Here is an 18,785-nt window from a genome sequence, read left to right as displayed (position 1 = left end):
AATCTAAGCTTCTCATTATTAATATGATAAATAATTTAAGTGTATTAATTTACATAAATAAAGTTAAATTTTGTATAATTTTATGATAATTATATTTTTTTTATAAATTGCAAGTCTGTTAATATTTACTTAATAAACGAAACTATATAAAAACAATATTGTGAAAAATTTTACAACGGTATTAAAAATTGCGCCCGCATTTTTATTGGCTAGTTCAATGATGCATGCGCAGACACAAGACTCAACAACAAAAGAGAAAGCTATTGAAGAAGTTGTGCTGATTGGGTATGGAAAGCAAAAGAAAACTGATTTGACAGGTTCTATTACTGCTATTTCAGCGAAAGATTTCAATGAGGGAAGTATAAATTCTCCTGAGCAACTTATACAAGGTAAAACGTCAGGCATCCAGATTACTACTAATGGAGGTGCTCCTGGTTCAGGATCAACCATTAGAATTCGTGGCGGAGCATCACTTAATGCTTTAAATGATCCTTTAATTGTAATTGATGGTGTTCCTGTAGATACTAATGGTATTAGCGGAGCTGCAAATCCTTTAGCACTAGTAAATCCTAATGATATTGAAAGCTTCAGTATTTTAAAAGATGCATCCGCTGCTGCAATTTATGGAAGCCGAGCATCAAATGGTGTTGTAATTATTACTACAAAAAGAGGCAGTTCTGGGAAATTTAGGGCAACTTACACTACTACTACATCAGTTTACAAAAAGATGGGTAATATTGATATGTTGTCGGCAGATGACTTCCGTAAAGTTGTAAAAGAAAAAGCTACTGCACCTTATCAATCTTTATTAGGAAACTCTGATACAAATTGGCAAAACCAAATTTATCAAACTGCTCTCGGTGTAGATAATACAGTTGCTTTATCAGGAGGTGTTAAAGGACTTCCTTATCGCTTATCTTTAGGTTATTTGAATCAAGAAGGTATTATTAGAACAAATACTATTGAAAGAACTACCGGATCATTAAACTTAAATCCTAAATTTTTTAATAAGCATTTGGATGTCAGCTTTAATTTGAAGGGAACCTACGTTGAAAACAGATTCAAAGATGATGGTGCAATTGGTTCTGCTGTTGTATTTGATCCTACACAGTCTGTTTATGACTCATCTTTTGGAGAGTTTGGCGGTTATTGGGAGTGGCTTGATCCGCAAACAGGTAAACCCAATACAAACGGGACAAAAAATCCGGTATCTATGCTTAACCAAAAACGTGATTTGTCTTATGTCAAAAGATTGTTAGGAAATGTGCAATTTGATTATAAATTTCATTTCTTGCCAGACCTTAGAGCTAATTTGAATTTGGGCTACGATTACAGTGATTCAAATGGAAATACTACTGTTTTGCCTACTGCTGCGATTGCTTATTATAATGGAGGTACTTATAGAAGGTATTCTCAAGAGAAGAAGAATAAATTATTAGATTTTTATTTTAATTATCTGAAAACTGTTGAATCTATTAAGTCCACCATTGATCTTACTGCAGGATACTCTTACCAAGATTGGCAGCGATCTGAGCCATTTGCTCCAACTTACAGAGGTGATGGAACTTTAGATCCTGAAACAGGAAATGATTTCTTCACTCAAAATACCATTATATCGTATTTTGGAAGATTAAATTATACATTTAATAATAAATATTTACTAACTGCATCCTTAAGAAGAGATGCTTCTTCAAGATTCAGCAAAGATAACAGAGTGGGGTATTTTCCTTCTGTGGCTTTGGCTTGGAGAATTGACCAGGAAAATTTTTTAAAAGACTCTAAAACTATTTCTACATTAAAGTTAAGAGCAGGATGGGGGGAAACCGGACAGCAGGAAATCAGCAATAATGATTATCCTTATTTAGCTCGCTATATATTATCAAACAGTGGAGCTCAGTATCAATTGGGCGATACTTTTTACAATACTTTAAGAGCACAGGGATATGATAAAAATATTAAATGGGAGACTACAACTACAAAAAATTTAGGTCTTGACTTTGGTTTTTTAAATGATAAAATTAGTGGGACTCTAGATGTTTACGAAAAAGAATCAAAAGATTTGATCAGTTTTGTTCCTGTCCCAGCTTTATCAAACCTTACAAATTACTTACTTACCAATGTCGGGAATATGAGAAATAGAGGGATTGAAGCAAATGTAAATGTTAAGGCAGTAGATACCGAAAGTTTTAAGTGGGAATTTAATGTTAACGCAACACATTTTAGATCTGAGGTAACCAATCTAAATTCTAATCAGCTTCTAATAAATTCGATCGGAGGAGCAACGGGAACAACTATTCAAGTGCATACTGAAGGATATCAGCCAAATTCTTTCTATGTTTATCAGCAGGTTTATGATAATAACGGAAGACCAATTGAAGGTGTTTATGTAGACAGAAATGCTGATGGGATTATAAATACAGATGATTTATATAGATATAAGTCTCCAGCACCAGACGTATTATTGGGCTTTTCGTCTAAATTTAATTATAAAAATTGGGATTTAGGATTTACTATGAGAGCAAGTTTTGGTAACTATGTGTATAATAACGTTGCGTCTCAATATGGTACAGAGCAGGCATTTGGACTTAACAATTATTTACAAAACATTCATACAAGTTATTTAGATACAGGATTTAAGCGTACGCAGCTTTTATCAGATTACTATGTTGAAAATGCATCATTTGTAAGAATGGATAATATTAATCTTGGATATAATTTCCCAAAATTTATTAAAGATTCTAAACTAAGAATTTTTGGCTCTGTTCAAAATGCATTTATTATAACTAAATATAGTGGTTTAGATCCTGAAGTTTTCAATGGTATAGATAATAATTTATATCAAAGACCAAGAGTTTATTCATTAGGCTTTAATTTTCAATTTTAATTAAAAGAAATCATGACATTTAAATATATCAATAAAACAATATTTGCTGCAAGTCTTACAGCAGTATTATTTCTTACATCATGTGAGAACGATCTGGATAGGTTGCCACAAACAGAAGTTACTTCAGCTTCTGTATATGCGGATTTTAACAATTACAAAGGTGTTTTGGCTAAAATATATTCCGGGTTGGCTATGAGTGGCCAAAATGGAGGTGATGGTGATCCTGATATTAGTGGTATTGATGGTGGTACATCAAATTATATCAGACAATACTTTCAATTACAGGAGTTACCAACTGATGAAGCGGTAATTGCTTGGGGAGACGGATCGCTACCAGATCTTCATAGTATGACTTGGTCTGCTAGTAATGAATTTATTGCTGCACTTTATTACAGAATTTATTATCAGGTTGGGCTTGCAAATGAATTTATCAGAGAAACAACAGATGAAAAATTAGCATCTAGAAATATTGCGGGTACTAATGCTGAGGAAGCGAAAATGTTTAGAAATGAAGCTCGTTTTATGAGAGCGCTTAGTTATTCCCATGCAATAGATCTTTTTGGTAATGGTCCTTTTGCTACAGAGGCTGACGAAGTAGGCACAACTCCGCCTCAAAGGATTGACAGGCAAGGACTTTTTAATTATGTGGAAGCAGAATTAAAGGACTTAGAAGGATTACTGAAAGATCCAAAAACAAATGAGTATGGCCGTGCAGATAAAGCAGCAGTTTGGATGCTACTGGCAAAGCTATATCTAAATGCAGAAGTTTATACTGGTCAGCCAAGATATTCTGATGCAAGAATTTATGCTGAAAAAGTCATCAATGGAGGATATTCTTTAAAAGCAAATTATGGAGAATTATTTTTAGCAGATAATAATTTAGATAATAATGAGACAATTTTCTCCGTAAATTATGATGGTACACACACAAGAACATTTGGTGGAACTACTTATATTATCCACGCAGGTACGGGAGGATCTATGAATCCTGCTAACTTTGGAATCAATAGTGGCTGGGGAGGTTTAAGAAGTACTAAAAATATTGCAATGTTATTCCCTGCAACTGATGGTTCTATTGATAAAAGAGGGAATTTCCATACTGATGGACAGAATTTAGAAATTAATAACGTGGCGACTTTCACAGATGGTTACCCAATAATAAAGTTTAAAAACCTAAAAAGAAACGGTCAACCAGGTTCGGATACGGCAGGAGATTTTGTTGATACAGATTTCCCGATGTTCAGACTAGCAGAAGCATATTTAATATATGCAGAAGCGGTATTACGCGGCGGCGGCGGTAGCAATGCAACTGCAATCCAGTATATCAATTTATTAAGACAAAGAGCTTATGGTAATACTTCGGGGAATGTAACATCTATTAATTTAGATTTTATACTGGATGAAAGAGCTCGGGAATTATCTTGGGAAGCAGTTAGAAGAACCGACCTTATAAGATTTAATAGATTTACATCCGGAAATTATTTATGGCCATTCAAAGGAGGTGTAAAGGATGGTAAAGCTGTTGAGGATTTTAGAAAATTATATCCTATTCCAGCAAGTGATCTAAATGCAAATCCTAATTTAACCCAAAATCCAGGATATTAACAAAAAACACGATTAAAATGAAACATTTATTTAAAATATTAACAATAGCTTTTATAGGACTTTGTGTTATTTCATGTGAAAAAGATGAAGATCAGGCAATATTGGGAGAAGGAACAAAACCTTCTTTATCAGCAGATGCTACGACAGTGGTTTTATTAAAAGATAATGAAGCTGATAAAGCTGTAAAATTTGACTGGAAAAACCCTGTTTTTGATAGTCAGGTAGCTTTGAATAATTCTTTAGAATTTGCTAAAGCAGGAACAAATTTTCAAGATTCAAAGTCGGCTGATATTACAGCAAAAAATCTGTCGGTAACTTATAATGTTGCGGATTTTAACAAGATCATGCTAGATGCCGGCTTTATTCCGGGTGTTGCTACACAGATTGAAGTAAGAATGAAATCTTCAGTTGGAAATGTAATATTATATTCTAATACTGTTGCAATGACCGTAACTCCATATCTCACAGAATTTCCATCTTTTTACATTGTAGGAGATGCCTCTGCGGTAGGCTGGAATGCAGGAACGGCTCAAATGTTATATAAGAAAGATAATTTCTCGACCATATATACATATTTGGAAAATGGTAAATCATTTAGATTTTTAGGACAGCAGGCTTGGGATGGATTAAATTACAGTTTAGATGTTGCAGGAATGAATGCCGGAAACAGATATTTCAAGACATGGTCTACAAATTTGGCTCCATCAACTCCGGAAAATATTCAGTTTAATGGCGTTTCAGGAATGTACAAAATTTTCATTGATGCTGAAGCTACTCAAAAAACAATCAACGTTTCTGCTTCTCCGGTTGCTACATGGAATCCGGCTAATTTATATTTAGTCGGAACAATTAATGGATGGAATTCAGCTGCTGCAATACCAATGACGAATCTAGGAAATGGAAAGTTTGAACATACTATTATTTTACCAGCTGCATCTGAATTTAAGTTTTTAGGTCAGCAAAGTTGGGGCGATTTGGATTGGGGAAATATTGAAGGTGACGGAAATGCAGGATATCTTGGACCAAAAGGCAGTAATGGAAATATTAAATTTGATGGAACTGGAGGAAGTTATAAGATTTCTGTTGATATAAAATTGGGAATATATAAAATACAGCCATTATAATATTAAATTAATCTGAATTTACATAGCAAACTGTTGCTTTTCGGCAGCAGTTTTTTTATTTTTAAAGTTTATAATAATCAATATGAAGAAAATGACAATCGGGGCACTTTTGCTCTCTATGATGTTTGCAGGTGTGAATGCACAATCTTTGAAATCACCGGACGGAAAGTTTGAAATGAACTTCCAGCTGAAAGATGGAATACCTTATTACAACCTTAAATATAATGGAAATGTAGTCGTTGAAGATTCCAAATTGGGGTTGAGGTTATTTAAAGATACTTCTATAAAATTCGCCTCCGAAATTGCAAAACCTGAAGATGCAAAGTTTGATTTGAACAATGGTTTTACAAAAACAGACGAAAAAAGAGATTCTAAAAATGAAACCTGGCAGCCTGTTCTTGGCGAAAAGAAAAATTATATCAATCATTACAATGAGTTGGCGGTAACGCTGAATCAGGCTTCTACGGATAGAAATATTATTGTAAAATTCAGATTGTTTAATGATGGTTTGGGATTCAGGTATGAATTTCCGCAACAGAAAAATCTGAATTATTTTGTGATCAGAGAAGAAGATTCTGAAATCGATTTCCCGACAGACATGAAAGCTTGGTGGATGGTTGCAGATTACGATTCTCAGGAATACCAATATCAGGAAACAAAAATCTCTGAAATTCCGGGAAGATGGGGCAAGGCTTACGATGCCAATGCTTCACAAACATTAGTTAAAAATGCGGTTCAGTCGCCTTTGATGTTAAAAAAAGAAGGGAAGAATCCTTTATATATCAATGTTGCAGAAGCTGCGGTTTTAGATTATCCTGCTTCACATTTAGAAGTTGATGCTCAGAATTTTAAATTTAAAACACATCTTACTGCCGACCGACAAGGCGCAAAAGGATATATTCAAACAGCTTCAACAACGCCTTGGAGAACGATTATTGTTTCGCCAAAAGCAGAGGAAGTGATGGATTCGAAAATGATTTTTAATCTTAACGAACCGACAAAATATACCGACACATCATACATCCATCCGACAAAATATATGGGAGTTTGGTGGGAAATGATTATTGGAAAGTCTCAATGGGCTTATTCTACCGAAACAAATGTTCATTTAGATAAAACAGATTTTTCAAAATTAACTCCAAACGGAAAACACGCAGCCAACAACACAAAAGTTAAAGAATATATCGACTTTGCTGCTGAAAACGGTTTTCAAGGATTATTGATTGAAGGCTGGAATATCGGTTGGGAAGATTGGTTTGGTCATTCAAAAGAATATGTTTTTGATTTTATCACGCCTTATCCGGATTTTGACATTAAAATGTTGAATGAATATGCACATTCTAAAGGAATTAAGCTAATCATGCATCACGAAACTTCAGGTTCGGCAACGAATTATGAAAGATGGGCAGATAAAGCTTTCAAATTAATGAATAAATATGGTTACGATGCGGTAAAAACTGGTTATGTTGGCGACATTATTCCAAGAGGTGAACATCATTATTCTCAATGGACGGTTAATCATTATTACAGAATTGCCGAAAAAGCGAACGAATATAAAATCATGATTAACTCTCATGAATCCGTGCGTCCAACGGGAGAAAGCCGTACGTATCCGAACTGGATTTCTGCTGAAGCAGCTCGCGGAACAGAATACGAAGCTTTTGGAGGAAACAATCCGGATCATCAGACGATTCTTCCGTTTACACGATGGATGGGAGGCTCGATGGATTATACGCCGGGAATTTTCCAGACAAAACTTGATTATTACTTCCCTGGAGATACTCGATTTGTGAAAACCACTTTAGCAAAGCAATTGGCGCTTTATGTGACGATGTATATGCCGCTTCAGATGGCTGCGGATTTGCCGGAAAACTACAAAAAACACATGGATGCTTTTCAGTTTATCAAAGATGTGGCGGCAGATTGGGATGATACAAAAATCTTGTCGGCTGAGCCTGGAGATTATGTAATCACGGCAAGAAAAGCAAAAGGTACAGAAAACTGGTTTGTGGGCGGAATTACCGATGAAAACAAGCGTGAGTACACCGTAGATTTTTCTTTCCTGGATAAAGGTAAAAAGTATGAAGCGACCATTTATGAAGATGGAAAAGATGCAGATTACATCAACAATCCGCAAAGCTATCATATTTACAAAAAACAGATTACAAGCAAGTCTAAAATCAATTTCAAAATGGCAAGAAGTGGAGGATTTGCCATTTCAATTAAGCCTCTGTAATTATATACAATCAACTTTGTCAAAGTTTTCGATCTTTGACAAAGTTTTTTAATTTTTTAGGAGCTATTTCCCGCTATTCGCTAATACTCCTCGTTTCGCCGCTCCGTTTCACTTCGCGGCTTCACTGTGGGGTAACCGCTTCTATCGGGGCTAAGAAAACTGTATACAATCAACTTTGTTAATAAAAAGATTCGACGTAGCCCAAGTTCGAGCTTTGATCTGACAAAGTTTTTTAAAACTTAGAAATGAAAAAATTATACACCATTTTCGCACTTTCGGCGGCTTCAATAGCTTTTTCACAAATTCAGAAAGTAGAACCTGCTTTTTGGTGGAAAGGAATGAAAAACCCCGAACTTCAGATATTAGTTTACGGAAAAAATATTGCCAAAAATGAAATTGAACTTTCAGACGGAATTCAGGTAAAAGAGATTCAGAAAGTTGAAAATCCAAATTATGTTTTTGTAACAGTTAATACCAACGAAATCAACGTTCTAAAGTTTAAAATAAATATTAAAAACGGTAAAAAGAATATTGATTCTTATACTTACGAACTAAAGCAAAGAAATCCAAATTCCGCAAACAGAGAATCTTTTACGTCAAAAGATGTGATGTACTTGATCATGCCCGATCGTTTTGCAAACGGTGACGAAAAGAATGATTCAAGTCCGAATTTAATAGAAAAATCAAACCGAACTTTACCAAACGGCCGCCACGGAGGAGATTTGCGTGGAATCATCAACAATCTTGATTATATTCAAAATTTGGGAGCAACCGCAGTTTGGTTAACGCCCGTGAATGAAGATAACGAAAAAGTGTATTCGTATCACGGCTATGCCCAAACCGATTTATACAAAATTGACGAACGGTACGGAACCAACGAAGAATATCGTGAACTTTCCCAAAAACTGAACAAAAGAAACATGAAACTCGTGATGGATTACGTCACCAATCATTGGGGGATTTCACATTGGATGATCAAAGATTTGCCTACAAAAGACTGGATTCATTGGTTCAGCGATGGTGAAAACGGTTTCAAACGTTCCAATTACAAAACGACAGCCCAATTTGATACAAATGCCTCTGAAATTGATAAAAAATTGGCTTTGGATGGATGGTTTGATACGACAATGCCCGATATTAATCAAAAAAATCCCTTGGTTTTAAAATATTTAACCCAAAATGCAATTTGGTGGATTGAATATGCAGAATTGGGAGGTTTCCGTGTTGATACATATCCTTACAACGATAAAGAAGCGATGGCAAAATGGGCAAAAGCGATCACCGATGAATATCCGAAATTCAATATTGTAGGAGAAGCCTGGCTGTACACATCTGCGCATATATCTGCTTGGCAAAAAGATTCAAAAATAGGTGAAGCAGCCAATTACAACTCCAATTTACCGTCGGTAATGGATTTTACACTGTATTCTGAAATGCCGAAAGCTTTAAAGGAAAAAGAAGGTTGGGATACCGGAATGAACCGCATTTATAACAGCTTTACCAGCGATTTTCTTTATCCGGACATCAATAATGTAATGGTTTTTTTTGAAAATCACGACACAGAAAGATGGAACGAAATTTTTAATGATGATCCCAAAGCCTATAAATTAGCTTTAACATTGATCTCAACCGTTCGTGGAATTCCGCAAATTTATTACGGTTCAGAAGTCGGAATGCGTGGCGATAAAAATAAAGGTGGTGACGCAGATATCCGAAGAGATTTTCCGGGAGGCTGGAAATCTGACAAACAAAATGCACTGAATCCTTCAACTCAAACTCATGAACAAAAAGAATTTTATCAGTTCACCCAAAAAGTATTAAACTGGAGAAAAGGAAAAGAAGTGATTCATACAGGAAAAACTAAAAATTTCGTTCCCCAGAATAATGTTTTTGTGTATTTTAGATATAACGAAAAAGAATCTGTAATGATTGTTCTGAATAATAATGAAAAGGATGAAAATTTGGATTTAAAACGTTTTGCAGAATCTCTGAACGGATTTTCAAAAGGAAAGGATGTGATTTCTGATAAAGAATTTTCATTGCAAAATTCATTAACAATTCCGGCGAAAGCTTCGGTGATCATTGAACTGAAGAAATAAATTTTGAACATTAAACCAAGCAGACTTCAAAAAACTGTTTAATTTTATAATAATTAATTATGAAAAAAACTACCATATTTTTTGCCTTAATACTTTTTGTATCAAGTTTTACAACATTTTCGGCTCAGTCAAAATTTGAAAAAGAGAAAATAGAAATCGGCAAAATGCTTGACGACTTCAATATTGCCGCAGCAAAATCTGATTATGCCGGTTATTTCAATTATTTCGCTGACGAATCTACTTTTATCGGAACGGACGCTACAGAAGTTTGGAATAAAAAAGAATTCATGGTTTGGGCAAAACCTTATTTTGATAAAAAGCAAACCTGGAATTTTACATCTCTGAAAAGAAATATTTATTTCAGTAAAGACGGAAAACTGGCTTGGTTTGATGAATTATTGGATACCCAAATGAAAATCTGTCGCGGCTCAGGAGTTGTGGAAAAGATCAACGGAGAATGGAAAGTGAAGCAATATGTGCTTTCAATGACTGTGCCTAATGAAATTGTAGATAAAGTAGTTGATGAAAAGACAGAAATTGAAGACAAATTAATCCAAAAATTAAAAATAAAATAATGGAGCCACCGCATAGTTCACTTTCAAGAAAGAAAAAGCCCAATCTTTCTATGTCTCAAATCATTAATATGAGTATGGGTTTCTTGGGAATTCAGATGGCTTTTGGATTACAAAACGGAAATGCGAGCAGAATTTTGGCCAATTTCGGTGCAGACGTTCACGAATTGTCCTGGTTCTGGTTGGTTGCGCCGGTCACAGGATTGATCGTTCAGCCGATTATCGGTCACATGGGCGACAATACATGGAGCCCGCTCGGAAGAAGAAAGCCCTACTTTTTGATCGGAGCGGTTTTATGTGCGATTGGCTTGGTTTTGCTTCCAAATGCTGCTTCCGCAACACAATTGATGGCTGCAAATGTTTTATTGTTGGCAGTGATTTTTCTTGCGATGATGGATGCTTCAATCAATGTTGCAATGGAACCTTTCCGGGCTTTGGTGGGAGATATGTTGCCAAAACATCAGGGAACGATTGGTTTCTCTGTTCAGACTATTTTAATCGGAATCGGAGCGGTTATTGGTTCTTATTTACCGGATTGGTTAACGAAATTAGGCGTTTCCAATGTTGCTCCTGCCGGATTTGTTGCAGATAATGTGATATATGCTTTTTATTGCGGAGCGGGGATTTTATTGCTGACCATTCTTTACACGATTTTCACTACAAAAGAATATTCACCAAAAGAGTTTGCAGAATTTGAGGGTGGAAAAGAAATAGTTGAAAAACCTTCAAAATTCAGCGATATTTTCAATGATTTTGCTAAAATTCCTCTACTAATGAAAAAATTAGGATTGGTACAATTCTTTTCATGGTTTTCATTATTTACGATGTGGGTTTTTACAACAAGTGCTTTGGCGACTCATCATTTCGGCCTTTCTCCGGACGATACGCATTCAGTTGATTTCAATAAAGCAGGAGATTTGACAGGAAAATTATTTGGAATGTATAATCTTTGGGCAATTCCTTTTGCATTTTTGTTAACACCAATTGCTAAATTGATTGGTAAAAAACAGACTCACGCCTTGGCTCTTCTTTGTGGCGGATTGGGATTGATTTCGATGTATTTTATTAAAGATACCAATCACCTTTGGATTTCAATGGTCGGACTAGGTTTTGCTTGGGCAAGTATTTTGGCAATGCCTTATGCGATGTTGATTGATGCTATTCCGCAAAATAAAATGGGGATTTTCATGGGGATTTTCAATTTCTTTATTGTAATTCCACAAATTATCAACGGACTTTTTGGAGGGCCGATCGTGAAAGGAGCTTTTGAAAATTATGCGATGGATTATGTCGTTGTCGGAGGAATTTCTATGCTTTTAGCTGCTTTTCTGACAATGATTTTAATAAAGACCAATGATAACGAAACTCCCGAAGAAATAGAAGAAGAAATTCAGCAAGTACATTTTTAAAATGAAATTTCAATATCAATAAAACGGGCTTCGGTTCGTTTTTTATTTAACATTGAAAGTTTTGTTCAGTGGACAATTTCATTATAAATCTTAATACCGATGCTTTATTAAAAGAAATAAATTTTAAAAACAGGATCTTTCAAAAGAAAATACAAAATATTCCGTTTAATTCTTAAATTTGACTAATGCGAAAGAATCTTTATCTCATCATTATATCATTTTCTCTTGTGAGTTGCTATACCTATCAGGCTAAAAAACAAGTGGATCCAACAATCGATAATAAGCAAGAATCTAAAAAGAGTACAGCTCTTGCTAGTGGTACTCCTACACAATCGAAAAATATAACAGCAGAATCCCAAAGTCTGAATTCACAACAAGCACCTGTCCCGATCAATATTCAGCAGAAACTTGCACCTAATAAAAATGTAAGAATTGACGTTGAAGGCAAAACCTATAAAGTAATAGTTGACCGTTGGGAAAGTGACAGTCTTGTGGCGCACCCGGTTCATAATCCTAAAAAAATCCTGAAATTCCATAAGAACCAGATCAATGGCGAGAAAATTGCTGAAAAACGCTTTTCACAACCTATAGCCGATATCATTACTGTTGTTGCTTATACCGGTATTGGTGTTGCAATTTGGGCTCTTTTGAATTAATTTTTCTAAACTAAACACCTGTTTTCCTTTCTTATCCTACGTCAATATTTCCAAAGTTTGCATCATGTAAATTTGTATCATAAATAAAAAGATATGAAAACAGTATATCACAAAGCAGATTCAAGAGGTCATGCAGATCACGGTTGGTTAAGTTCTTATCATACATTTAGCTTTGCCAATTATCAAAATCCTGAAAGATCAAATTTTGGAGTTTTAAGAGTTTTGAATGACGATACCGTTTCGCAAGGAATGGGCTTCGGAACGCATCCTCACAGAGACATGGAAATTATTTCAATTCCGTTGGAAGGCGATTTGGAACATAAAGATTCAATGGGAACAACTGCCGTTATTAAAAAAGGGGAAATTCAGGTCATGAGCGCAGGAACAGGTGTAATGCACAGCGAATACAACAAAAATAAAGATGAAGCGGTAAAATTCCTGCAAATCTGGGTTTTCCCAAGAGAAATTGGCGTTGAACCAAGATATGATCAAAAAAGTATTAAAGAAGGGGAAAAAATCAACGGTTTTAAGCAAATTTTGTCACCAAACAAAAATGATGACGGAGTTTGGATTCATCAGGATGCGTGGTTCAATTTAGCGAATTTTACCAAAGGAAACGGCAAAAACTATATGTTCAACAAAAAAGGAAACGGGGTTTATGCTTTCGTTTTAAAAGGAAGCGCAAAAGTAGGTGACAGGATTTTAAACGAAAGAGACGGATTAGGAATCTGGGATACTCAAAGCTTCAACATCGAAGCCGTTGAAGATACAGAAATCCTTTTAATGGAAGTCCCAATGGAATTACCTTCTTATCTTAAATAATAATACATTTGTAGCTTTAATCAGGAAAAAATAATGAAAATTTTAGCAATAGCAGGAAGCAATTCCGAAGTCTCAATAAACAAACAATTAGTAACTTATGCCTCGACGCTATTCGAAAATGCACAAGTGGAAATCGTTGATATGAACGATTTTGAAATGCCGATTTATAAGCATCAAATAGAGTTATCGGACGGAATTCCTCAAAAGGCAAAAGACTTTGCAGCAAAAATTGACAATGCAAACATATTGCTGATTTCTTTATCGGAACACAACGGAACGTATTCAACGGCGTTCAAAAATGTGTTCGATTGGGTTTCAAGAATCAAAGAAAGAGCGGTTTGGAACGAAGTGCCGATGTTGCTGATGTCTACTTCTCCCGGAGGAAGAGGCGGAGCGGGAGTTTTGGAAGCTGCATCAAAGCGTTTTCCGCTTCACGGTGGAAATATTGTAGATACTTTTTCATTACCTTTCTTTAATGATAATTTTGATAAAGCTGTACAGAAAATTTCTAATGAAGAGAAAGACAGTGAATTAAAAGAAAAAGTCAAGAAGATTTCAGCCGTTGAATCGATCCTTGAAAAATAGATTTGAATATTAATTTAAAATTAATATCTTTGCAAAAAGAAAAAAGAATGAAATTTCAGTCCACTTTCAAAGAATGTTTCTCTATAAAAGGAAAAACTGTGGGCGCTGAAATTCTGAGATAAAATAACGGCCGATAATCTACCAAGATTGTCGGCTTTTTTGTTTTCTAAATTTGAATAAAAAGTAATTAAAAGATAAAAGACACCAGATGCCAGATATTAGATTTACAAATAGTCTGTAATCTGAAATCTCACATCTAAAAATCTGAATAAAGCATGAGCAACACGTACAAATCAGCAGGAGTAGACAAAGAGGAAGGATATAAAACCGTTGACAAAATTAAAAAAGCAGTTGGCGAAACTCACAATTCCAATGTTTTGAATCATTTGGGAAGTTTTGGTGCTTTCTATGAAATCGGAGGATACAAAAATCCTGTTTTGGTTTCAGGAACGGATGGAGTGGGAACGAAGCTGAAAGTAGCTTTAGACTCAAAAAAATACGATTCTATTGGTGTAGATTGTTTTGCGATGTGTGCGAATGATATTCTTTGCCACGGCGCAAAACCATTGTTCTTTTTAGATTATTTGGCTTGTGGAAAATTGGATTCCGAAATTGCTGCCGAAATTGTTTTGGGAATGGTTGCAGCCTGCAAAGACAACAATTGTGCTTTGATTGGTGGCGAAACTGCCGAAATGCCCGGAATGTATAAGCCCGGAGATTATGATGTTGCAGGTTTTTGTGTAGGAATTGTTGAAAAAGATCAGATCATTGACGGATCCAAAATCAAGGCAGGAAACAAAATTATCGCTTTGCCAAGTTCTGGATTCCATTCAAATGGTTTTTCTTTAGTAAGAAAAGTTTTCCCGGATTTTAACGAAGAATTTGAAGGAAAACCTTTATACGAAACGCTTTTGGTTCCGACAAGATTATATTATAAAGATATTCATAAAGTTCTTGAAGAAGTAAAAGTTTCAGGAATTGCTCACATTACAGGCGGTGGTTTATACGAAAATATTCCGAGAATTATCGGTGAAGGATTGTGTGCTACAATTGATGCTTCAAAAATCAAAATTCCAAGCATCATGCTTGAATTAGAGAAAAGAGGCGGTGTCGCTCGTGAAGAAATGTTCGGAACGTTCAATATGGGCGTCGGGATGATCGTTGTGGTTGATGCAGAACATGCCGAAAAAGTATTGCACCTTCTTGACGATGCTTACGAAATCGGAGAAATTACAGAAGGAAGCGAAAAGATAGATTTAAAATTCTAAAAGACATGAGATTTAAGATATCAGATACTAGACTTTAGTCTAAAATCTAGTATCTGATATCTAATATCTAAATTAATGAAAAATATAGTCATTTTAGTTTCAGGTTCAGGAACCAATCTTCAAAGAATTATCGATACGATTGATAGTGGAGAAATCCAGAATGCAAAAATATCTTTGGTGGTTGCAGACAGAGAATGTTACGGGCTGGAAAGAGCCAAAAACCACAATTTAGAAAACGTGTTGATTCCGAGAGGAAAAAGCTTCAGCAGCGAATTGAGCAAAATTATCCCTGAAAATACAGATCTTATCGTATTGGCAGGATTTTTATCAATCTTAAAACCTGAATTTTGCGAGAACTGGAACGGTAAAATAATCAATATTCATCCGGCTTTGCTTCCGAAATTTGGAGGAAAAGGAATGTGGGGACATCATGTTCATAATGCGGTAATTGAGGCTAAAGAAAAAGAAAGCGGAGCAACCGTACATTTTGTAACGGTGGGAATTGACGAAGGAGAAGCGATTCTTCAAAAATCATTCGAAGTCACAGAAAATGATACTTCGGAAACGTTGGCAGAAAAAGTTCATCATATTGAATATGAAATTTTTCCAAAAGCCATTAATAAAGTTTTAGGAAATTAAAATAACACAAAAAAATACACAATGATGCGTTTTCTTACCTTTTTTTTAATGATGCTAATCACATTTTCATGTAAGCCAAATCCTGAAAAAAATGTTGTTTCCACCACAGAATTTTTCAATTATGGTGATTCAATCGAATCGGGTGGCGTGAGAATGATTCCTATCAATACTCCAAAAGGTAAGTTTAATGTTTGGACGAAGCGCTTCGGAAACAATCCAAAAATAAAAATATTGCTGTTACACGGCGGTCCGGCTATGACCCACGAATACATGGAATGTTTTGAAACATTTTTTGGAAGAGAAGGTTTTGAGTTTTACGAATATGACCAATTGGGTTCTTATTACAGCGATCAGCCGAAAGATAACAGCCTTTGGACGACGGAAAGATTTGTAGAAGAAGTGGAGCAGGTGCGTAAAGCAATTGGCGCAGACAATTCCAATTTTTATATTTTAGGGAATTCTTGGGGTGGAATTTTGGCAATGGAATATGCCTTAAAATACCAAAAAAACTTAAAAGGTCTTCTGGTTTCAAATATGATGGCAAGCGCACCGGAATACGGGAAATATGCTGAAAAGGTGCTTGCAAAACAAATGAAACCCGAAATATTAGCGGAAATAAAAGCTTTGGAAGCTAAAAAAGATTTTAACAATCCTCGATATATGGAATTGCTTATTCCCAACTTTTATCACGAGCATGTTTGCCGTTTAAAAGAATGGCCGGATGCGCTTAGCCGTTCTTTGAAGCATACAAATGGAGAAATTTATACTTTGATGCAGGGACCAAGTGAGTTTGGAGTAAGCGGTCGTCTTGAAAACTGGGACATCAAAAACCGTTTGAAAGAAATAACAGTTCCTACATTGATGATCGGAGCCAAATATGATACAATGGATCCAAAAGCAATGGAAGAACAAAGCAAACTGGTGAAAAACGGAAGCTATCTTTATTGTCCGAACGGAAGCCATTTGGCAATGTGGGACGATCAAAAAGTTTTCATGGACGGTGTTATCAAATTTATAAAAGATGTAGATTCTGAAAAGATTAAAAACAATTAATAAAGTTAAAGAAGCAGTATTTATTAGCTGTCACGTTGAAGCATCTTCAAAATAAAAAAGACAAATAGACTTTAAACTTAGGAAAAAATATTTCGAAAAAATTTAAAAAATCTAAGTAAATAAAAGTAATTCCGGAGGTGAAAGAACCGGAATACAGTTTGAAATAGCTGTAAAAAGTAAAAAATTGAAAATAAAAAGTCCTGAAGGGACGATTTAAACAAGCATAGGAGGAAATCCTATGAAAAAAATTGAAATTAAAATGAGTAAAAAGAGAGTTTTAATCAGTGTTTCTGACAAAAGCGGATTGACAGAATTTGCACAGTTTTTAGAATCCCAAAATTATGAATTGATTTCTACAGGAGGAACGTTCAAGCATTTGAAAGAAGCTGGTTTAAATCCAATTCAGATTGATGAGGTGACTAATTTTCCTGAAATGTTGGACGGAAGAGTGAAAACTTTGCATCCGAAAGTACATGGCGGATTATTGGCTGTTCGTTCCAATGAAGAGCACATGAAAACTGTTCAGGAGCACGGAATTGGCTTGATCGACATGGTGATCGTGAATCTTTATCCGTTTTTCGAAAATGTGAATAAAGACATTTCTTTACACGAAAAAGTAGAATTCATCGACATCGGTGGCCCTTCAATGCTTCGTTCGGCGGCTAAAAACTTTGATTCTGTGACGGTAATTACTGATGTTGAAGATTACGCAGCAGTAAAAATCGAAATGGAACAAAACGGTGACACCTACATCGAAACTCGTAAAAAATTAGCCGGAAAAGTATTCAATCTTACTTCGGCTTACGATGCGGCAATTTCAAGAATGCTTTTAGAAGAAGATTATCCTACTTATCTTAATGCCTCTTACAAAAAAGTTTCTGACTTAAGATATGGCGAAAACCCTCATCAAACGGCAGCTTATTATGTTTCTACTTTCGAAAATGGTGCAATGAAAGATTTTGAGCAGTTGGGAGGTAAAGAATTGTCTTTCAACAACCTTCGCGATATGGATCTTTGCTGGAAAGTGGTGAATGAATTTAAAGACGAAATGGCATGTTGCGCTGTAAAACATTCTACACCTTGTGGAGTTGCGATCGGAACTTCAGCTTTAGAAACTTATAAAAAGACTTTCGAATGTGATCCGGTTTCTATTTTCGGCGGAATCGTTGCTGCCAATTTCAAAATTGATGCTGCAACTGCTGAAGAATTAAACAAAACTTTCCTTGAAATTGTAATGGCGCCTGATTTTGATGAAGATGCTTTAGAAATTTTAAGAAAAAAGAAAAATTTAAGAATTATAAAAATAGTTAATCCTGTTTCCGACAAGCAAACTTGGGTGAAGGTTGACGGTGGAATATTGGTTCAGGACAACGACAGTATTTTCTCAGACGATATTAAAGTAGTTACTGAAACTCAGCCTACAGACGAGCAGAAAAAAGCATTATTGTTCTCTCAGAGAGTGGTAAAATATGTGAAATCCAACGCAATCGTCGTTTCAAACGGGATTCAGGCTTTCGGAATCGGCGGCGGCCAGGTGAATAGAATCTGGGCGACTCAACAGGCCATCGAAAGAGCAAAAGAAAAGTTTTCGGGAGAATTGGTTTTGGCTTCTGATGCATTTTTCCCTTTCCGCGATGTGGTAGATTTCTGCGCTCAGGAAGGAATCACAGCAATCATCCAGCCGGGAGGAAGTGTGAAAGATCAGGATAGTATTGAAGCGGCAAATGAACACAAAATTCCGATGATGTTCACGGGTGTTAGACATTTTTTCCATTAATTAAAATAGAATTAAAATCATATTTTGAGATTGTATTTATAGCATTCAAAATTATA

14 protein-coding genes are annotated in these 18,785 nt (G+C 35.3%); all 14 read left to right on the top strand.

What is annotated here, in order from left to right; genetic code table 11:
* Positions 1-160: 160 nt before the first annotated feature.
* The 14 genes from AC6CHK_RS09745 (at position 161) to purH (ending at position 18,729) form a co-directional block, all read left to right on the top strand.
* Positions 161-2,884 carry a SusC/RagA family TonB-linked outer membrane protein gene (locus AC6CHK_RS09745; RefSeq protein WP_498095574.1) on the top strand — a complete coding sequence of 908 codons (2,724 nt, stop codon included), beginning with the start codon at positions 161-163 and terminating at the stop codon, positions 2,882-2,884.
* A gap of 12 nt (positions 2,885-2,896) precedes the next feature.
* Positions 2,897-4,489 (top strand): RagB/SusD family nutrient uptake outer membrane protein, encoded by a 1,593-nt coding sequence (locus AC6CHK_RS09740; protein ID WP_498095573.1) that lies wholly within the window; start codon positions 2,897-2,899, stop codon positions 4,487-4,489.
* Between the two features lie 17 nt (positions 4,490-4,506).
* Positions 4,507-5,613 (top strand): SusE domain-containing protein, encoded by a 1,107-nt coding sequence (locus AC6CHK_RS09735; protein ID WP_498095571.1) that lies wholly within the window; start codon positions 4,507-4,509, stop codon positions 5,611-5,613.
* 82 nt (positions 5,614-5,695) lie between these two features.
* Entirely contained in the window at positions 5,696-7,849 is a 2,154-nt protein-coding gene (locus AC6CHK_RS09730; RefSeq protein WP_498095569.1) for a glycoside hydrolase family 97 protein, read from the top strand.
* A 245-nt stretch (positions 7,850-8,094) separates the two neighbouring features.
* Positions 8,095-9,948: a glycoside hydrolase family 13 protein gene (locus AC6CHK_RS09725; protein WP_498095567.1), complete on the top strand. Its 1,854-nt coding sequence runs from the start codon at positions 8,095-8,097 to the stop codon at positions 9,946-9,948.
* Between the two features lie 59 nt (positions 9,949-10,007).
* Complete coding sequence (locus tag AC6CHK_RS09720; protein WP_498095565.1) at positions 10,008-10,523, top strand: nuclear transport factor 2 family protein; 516 nt, start codon at positions 10,008-10,010, stop codon at positions 10,521-10,523.
* A complete protein-coding gene (locus AC6CHK_RS09715) occupies positions 10,523-11,929 on the top strand; it encodes an MFS transporter (RefSeq protein WP_498095563.1) in 1,407 nt (468 codons plus the stop codon). Before AC6CHK_RS09720 ends, AC6CHK_RS09715 begins: the two co-directional genes overlap by 1 nt.
* Before the next feature lie 185 nt (positions 11,930-12,114).
* Positions 12,115-12,585, top strand: a complete 471-nt coding sequence (locus tag AC6CHK_RS09710; protein ID WP_498095561.1) for a hypothetical protein — start codon at positions 12,115-12,117, stop codon at positions 12,583-12,585.
* Between the two features lie 93 nt (positions 12,586-12,678).
* Positions 12,679-13,407, top strand: coding sequence for a pirin family protein (locus AC6CHK_RS09705; protein ID WP_498095560.1), 729 nt, complete (start codon positions 12,679-12,681; stop codon positions 13,405-13,407).
* A 33-nt stretch (positions 13,408-13,440) separates the two neighbouring features.
* Positions 13,441-13,992 carry an NADPH-dependent FMN reductase gene (locus AC6CHK_RS09700; RefSeq protein ID WP_498095558.1) on the top strand — a complete coding sequence of 184 codons (552 nt, stop codon included), beginning with the start codon at positions 13,441-13,443 and terminating at the stop codon, positions 13,990-13,992.
* A 275-nt stretch (positions 13,993-14,267) separates the two neighbouring features.
* Positions 14,268-15,260 (top strand): phosphoribosylformylglycinamidine cyclo-ligase, encoded by a 993-nt coding sequence (purM, locus tag AC6CHK_RS09695; protein ID WP_498095557.1) that lies wholly within the window; start codon positions 14,268-14,270, stop codon positions 15,258-15,260.
* Positions 15,261-15,335: 75 nt separating this feature from the next.
* Positions 15,336-15,899, top strand: coding sequence for a phosphoribosylglycinamide formyltransferase (gene purN, locus AC6CHK_RS09690; RefSeq protein WP_498095555.1), 564 nt, complete (start codon positions 15,336-15,338; stop codon positions 15,897-15,899).
* Between the two features lie 24 nt (positions 15,900-15,923).
* Entirely contained in the window at positions 15,924-16,952 is a 1,029-nt protein-coding gene (locus AC6CHK_RS09685; protein ID WP_498096218.1) for a proline-specific peptidase family protein, read from the top strand.
* A gap of 259 nt (positions 16,953-17,211) precedes the next feature.
* Positions 17,212-18,729 (top strand): bifunctional phosphoribosylaminoimidazolecarboxamide formyltransferase/IMP cyclohydrolase, encoded by a 1,518-nt coding sequence (gene purH / locus AC6CHK_RS09680; protein WP_498095553.1) that lies wholly within the window; start codon positions 17,212-17,214, stop codon positions 18,727-18,729.
* The last annotated feature ends 56 nt before the right edge of the window (positions 18,730-18,785 follow it).

The organism is Chryseobacterium sp. GQ58 (assembly GCF_059758895.1).
Note: the sequence above shows the minus strand (reverse complement) of the source record. Positions and strands in the feature narration are given on the sequence as shown.

What these genes read in the sequence shown, in the direction of transcription:
- AC6CHK_RS09700 (WP_498095558.1), top strand. Translation starts at nt 13,441, where the DNA reads ATGAAAATTTTAGCAATAGCAGGAAGCAATTCCGAAGTCTCAATAAAC.
- AC6CHK_RS09715 (WP_498095563.1), top strand. Translation starts at nt 10,523, where the DNA reads ATGGAGCCACCGCATAGTTCACTTTCAAGAAAGAAAAAGCCCAATCTT.
- AC6CHK_RS09720 (WP_498095565.1), top strand. Translation starts at nt 10,008, where the DNA reads ATGAAAAAAACTACCATATTTTTTGCCTTAATACTTTTTGTATCAAGT.
- AC6CHK_RS09740 (WP_498095573.1), top strand. Translation starts at nt 2,897, where the DNA reads ATGACATTTAAATATATCAATAAAACAATATTTGCTGCAAGTCTTACA.
- purN (WP_498095555.1), top strand. Translation starts at nt 15,336, where the DNA reads ATGAAAAATATAGTCATTTTAGTTTCAGGTTCAGGAACCAATCTTCAA.
- AC6CHK_RS09735 (WP_498095571.1), top strand. Translation starts at nt 4,507, where the DNA reads ATGAAACATTTATTTAAAATATTAACAATAGCTTTTATAGGACTTTGT.
- AC6CHK_RS09710 (WP_498095561.1), top strand. Translation starts at nt 12,115, where the DNA reads ATGCGAAAGAATCTTTATCTCATCATTATATCATTTTCTCTTGTGAGT.
- purM (WP_498095557.1), top strand. Translation starts at nt 14,268, where the DNA reads ATGAGCAACACGTACAAATCAGCAGGAGTAGACAAAGAGGAAGGATAT.
- AC6CHK_RS09730 (WP_498095569.1), top strand. Translation starts at nt 5,696, where the DNA reads ATGAAGAAAATGACAATCGGGGCACTTTTGCTCTCTATGATGTTTGCA.
- AC6CHK_RS09685 (WP_498096218.1), top strand. Translation starts at nt 15,924, where the DNA reads ATGCGTTTTCTTACCTTTTTTTTAATGATGCTAATCACATTTTCATGT.
- purH (WP_498095553.1), top strand. Translation starts at nt 17,212, where the DNA reads ATGAGTAAAAAGAGAGTTTTAATCAGTGTTTCTGACAAAAGCGGATTG.
- AC6CHK_RS09725 (WP_498095567.1), top strand. Translation starts at nt 8,095, where the DNA reads ATGAAAAAATTATACACCATTTTCGCACTTTCGGCGGCTTCAATAGCT.
- AC6CHK_RS09705 (WP_498095560.1), top strand. Translation starts at nt 12,679, where the DNA reads ATGAAAACAGTATATCACAAAGCAGATTCAAGAGGTCATGCAGATCAC.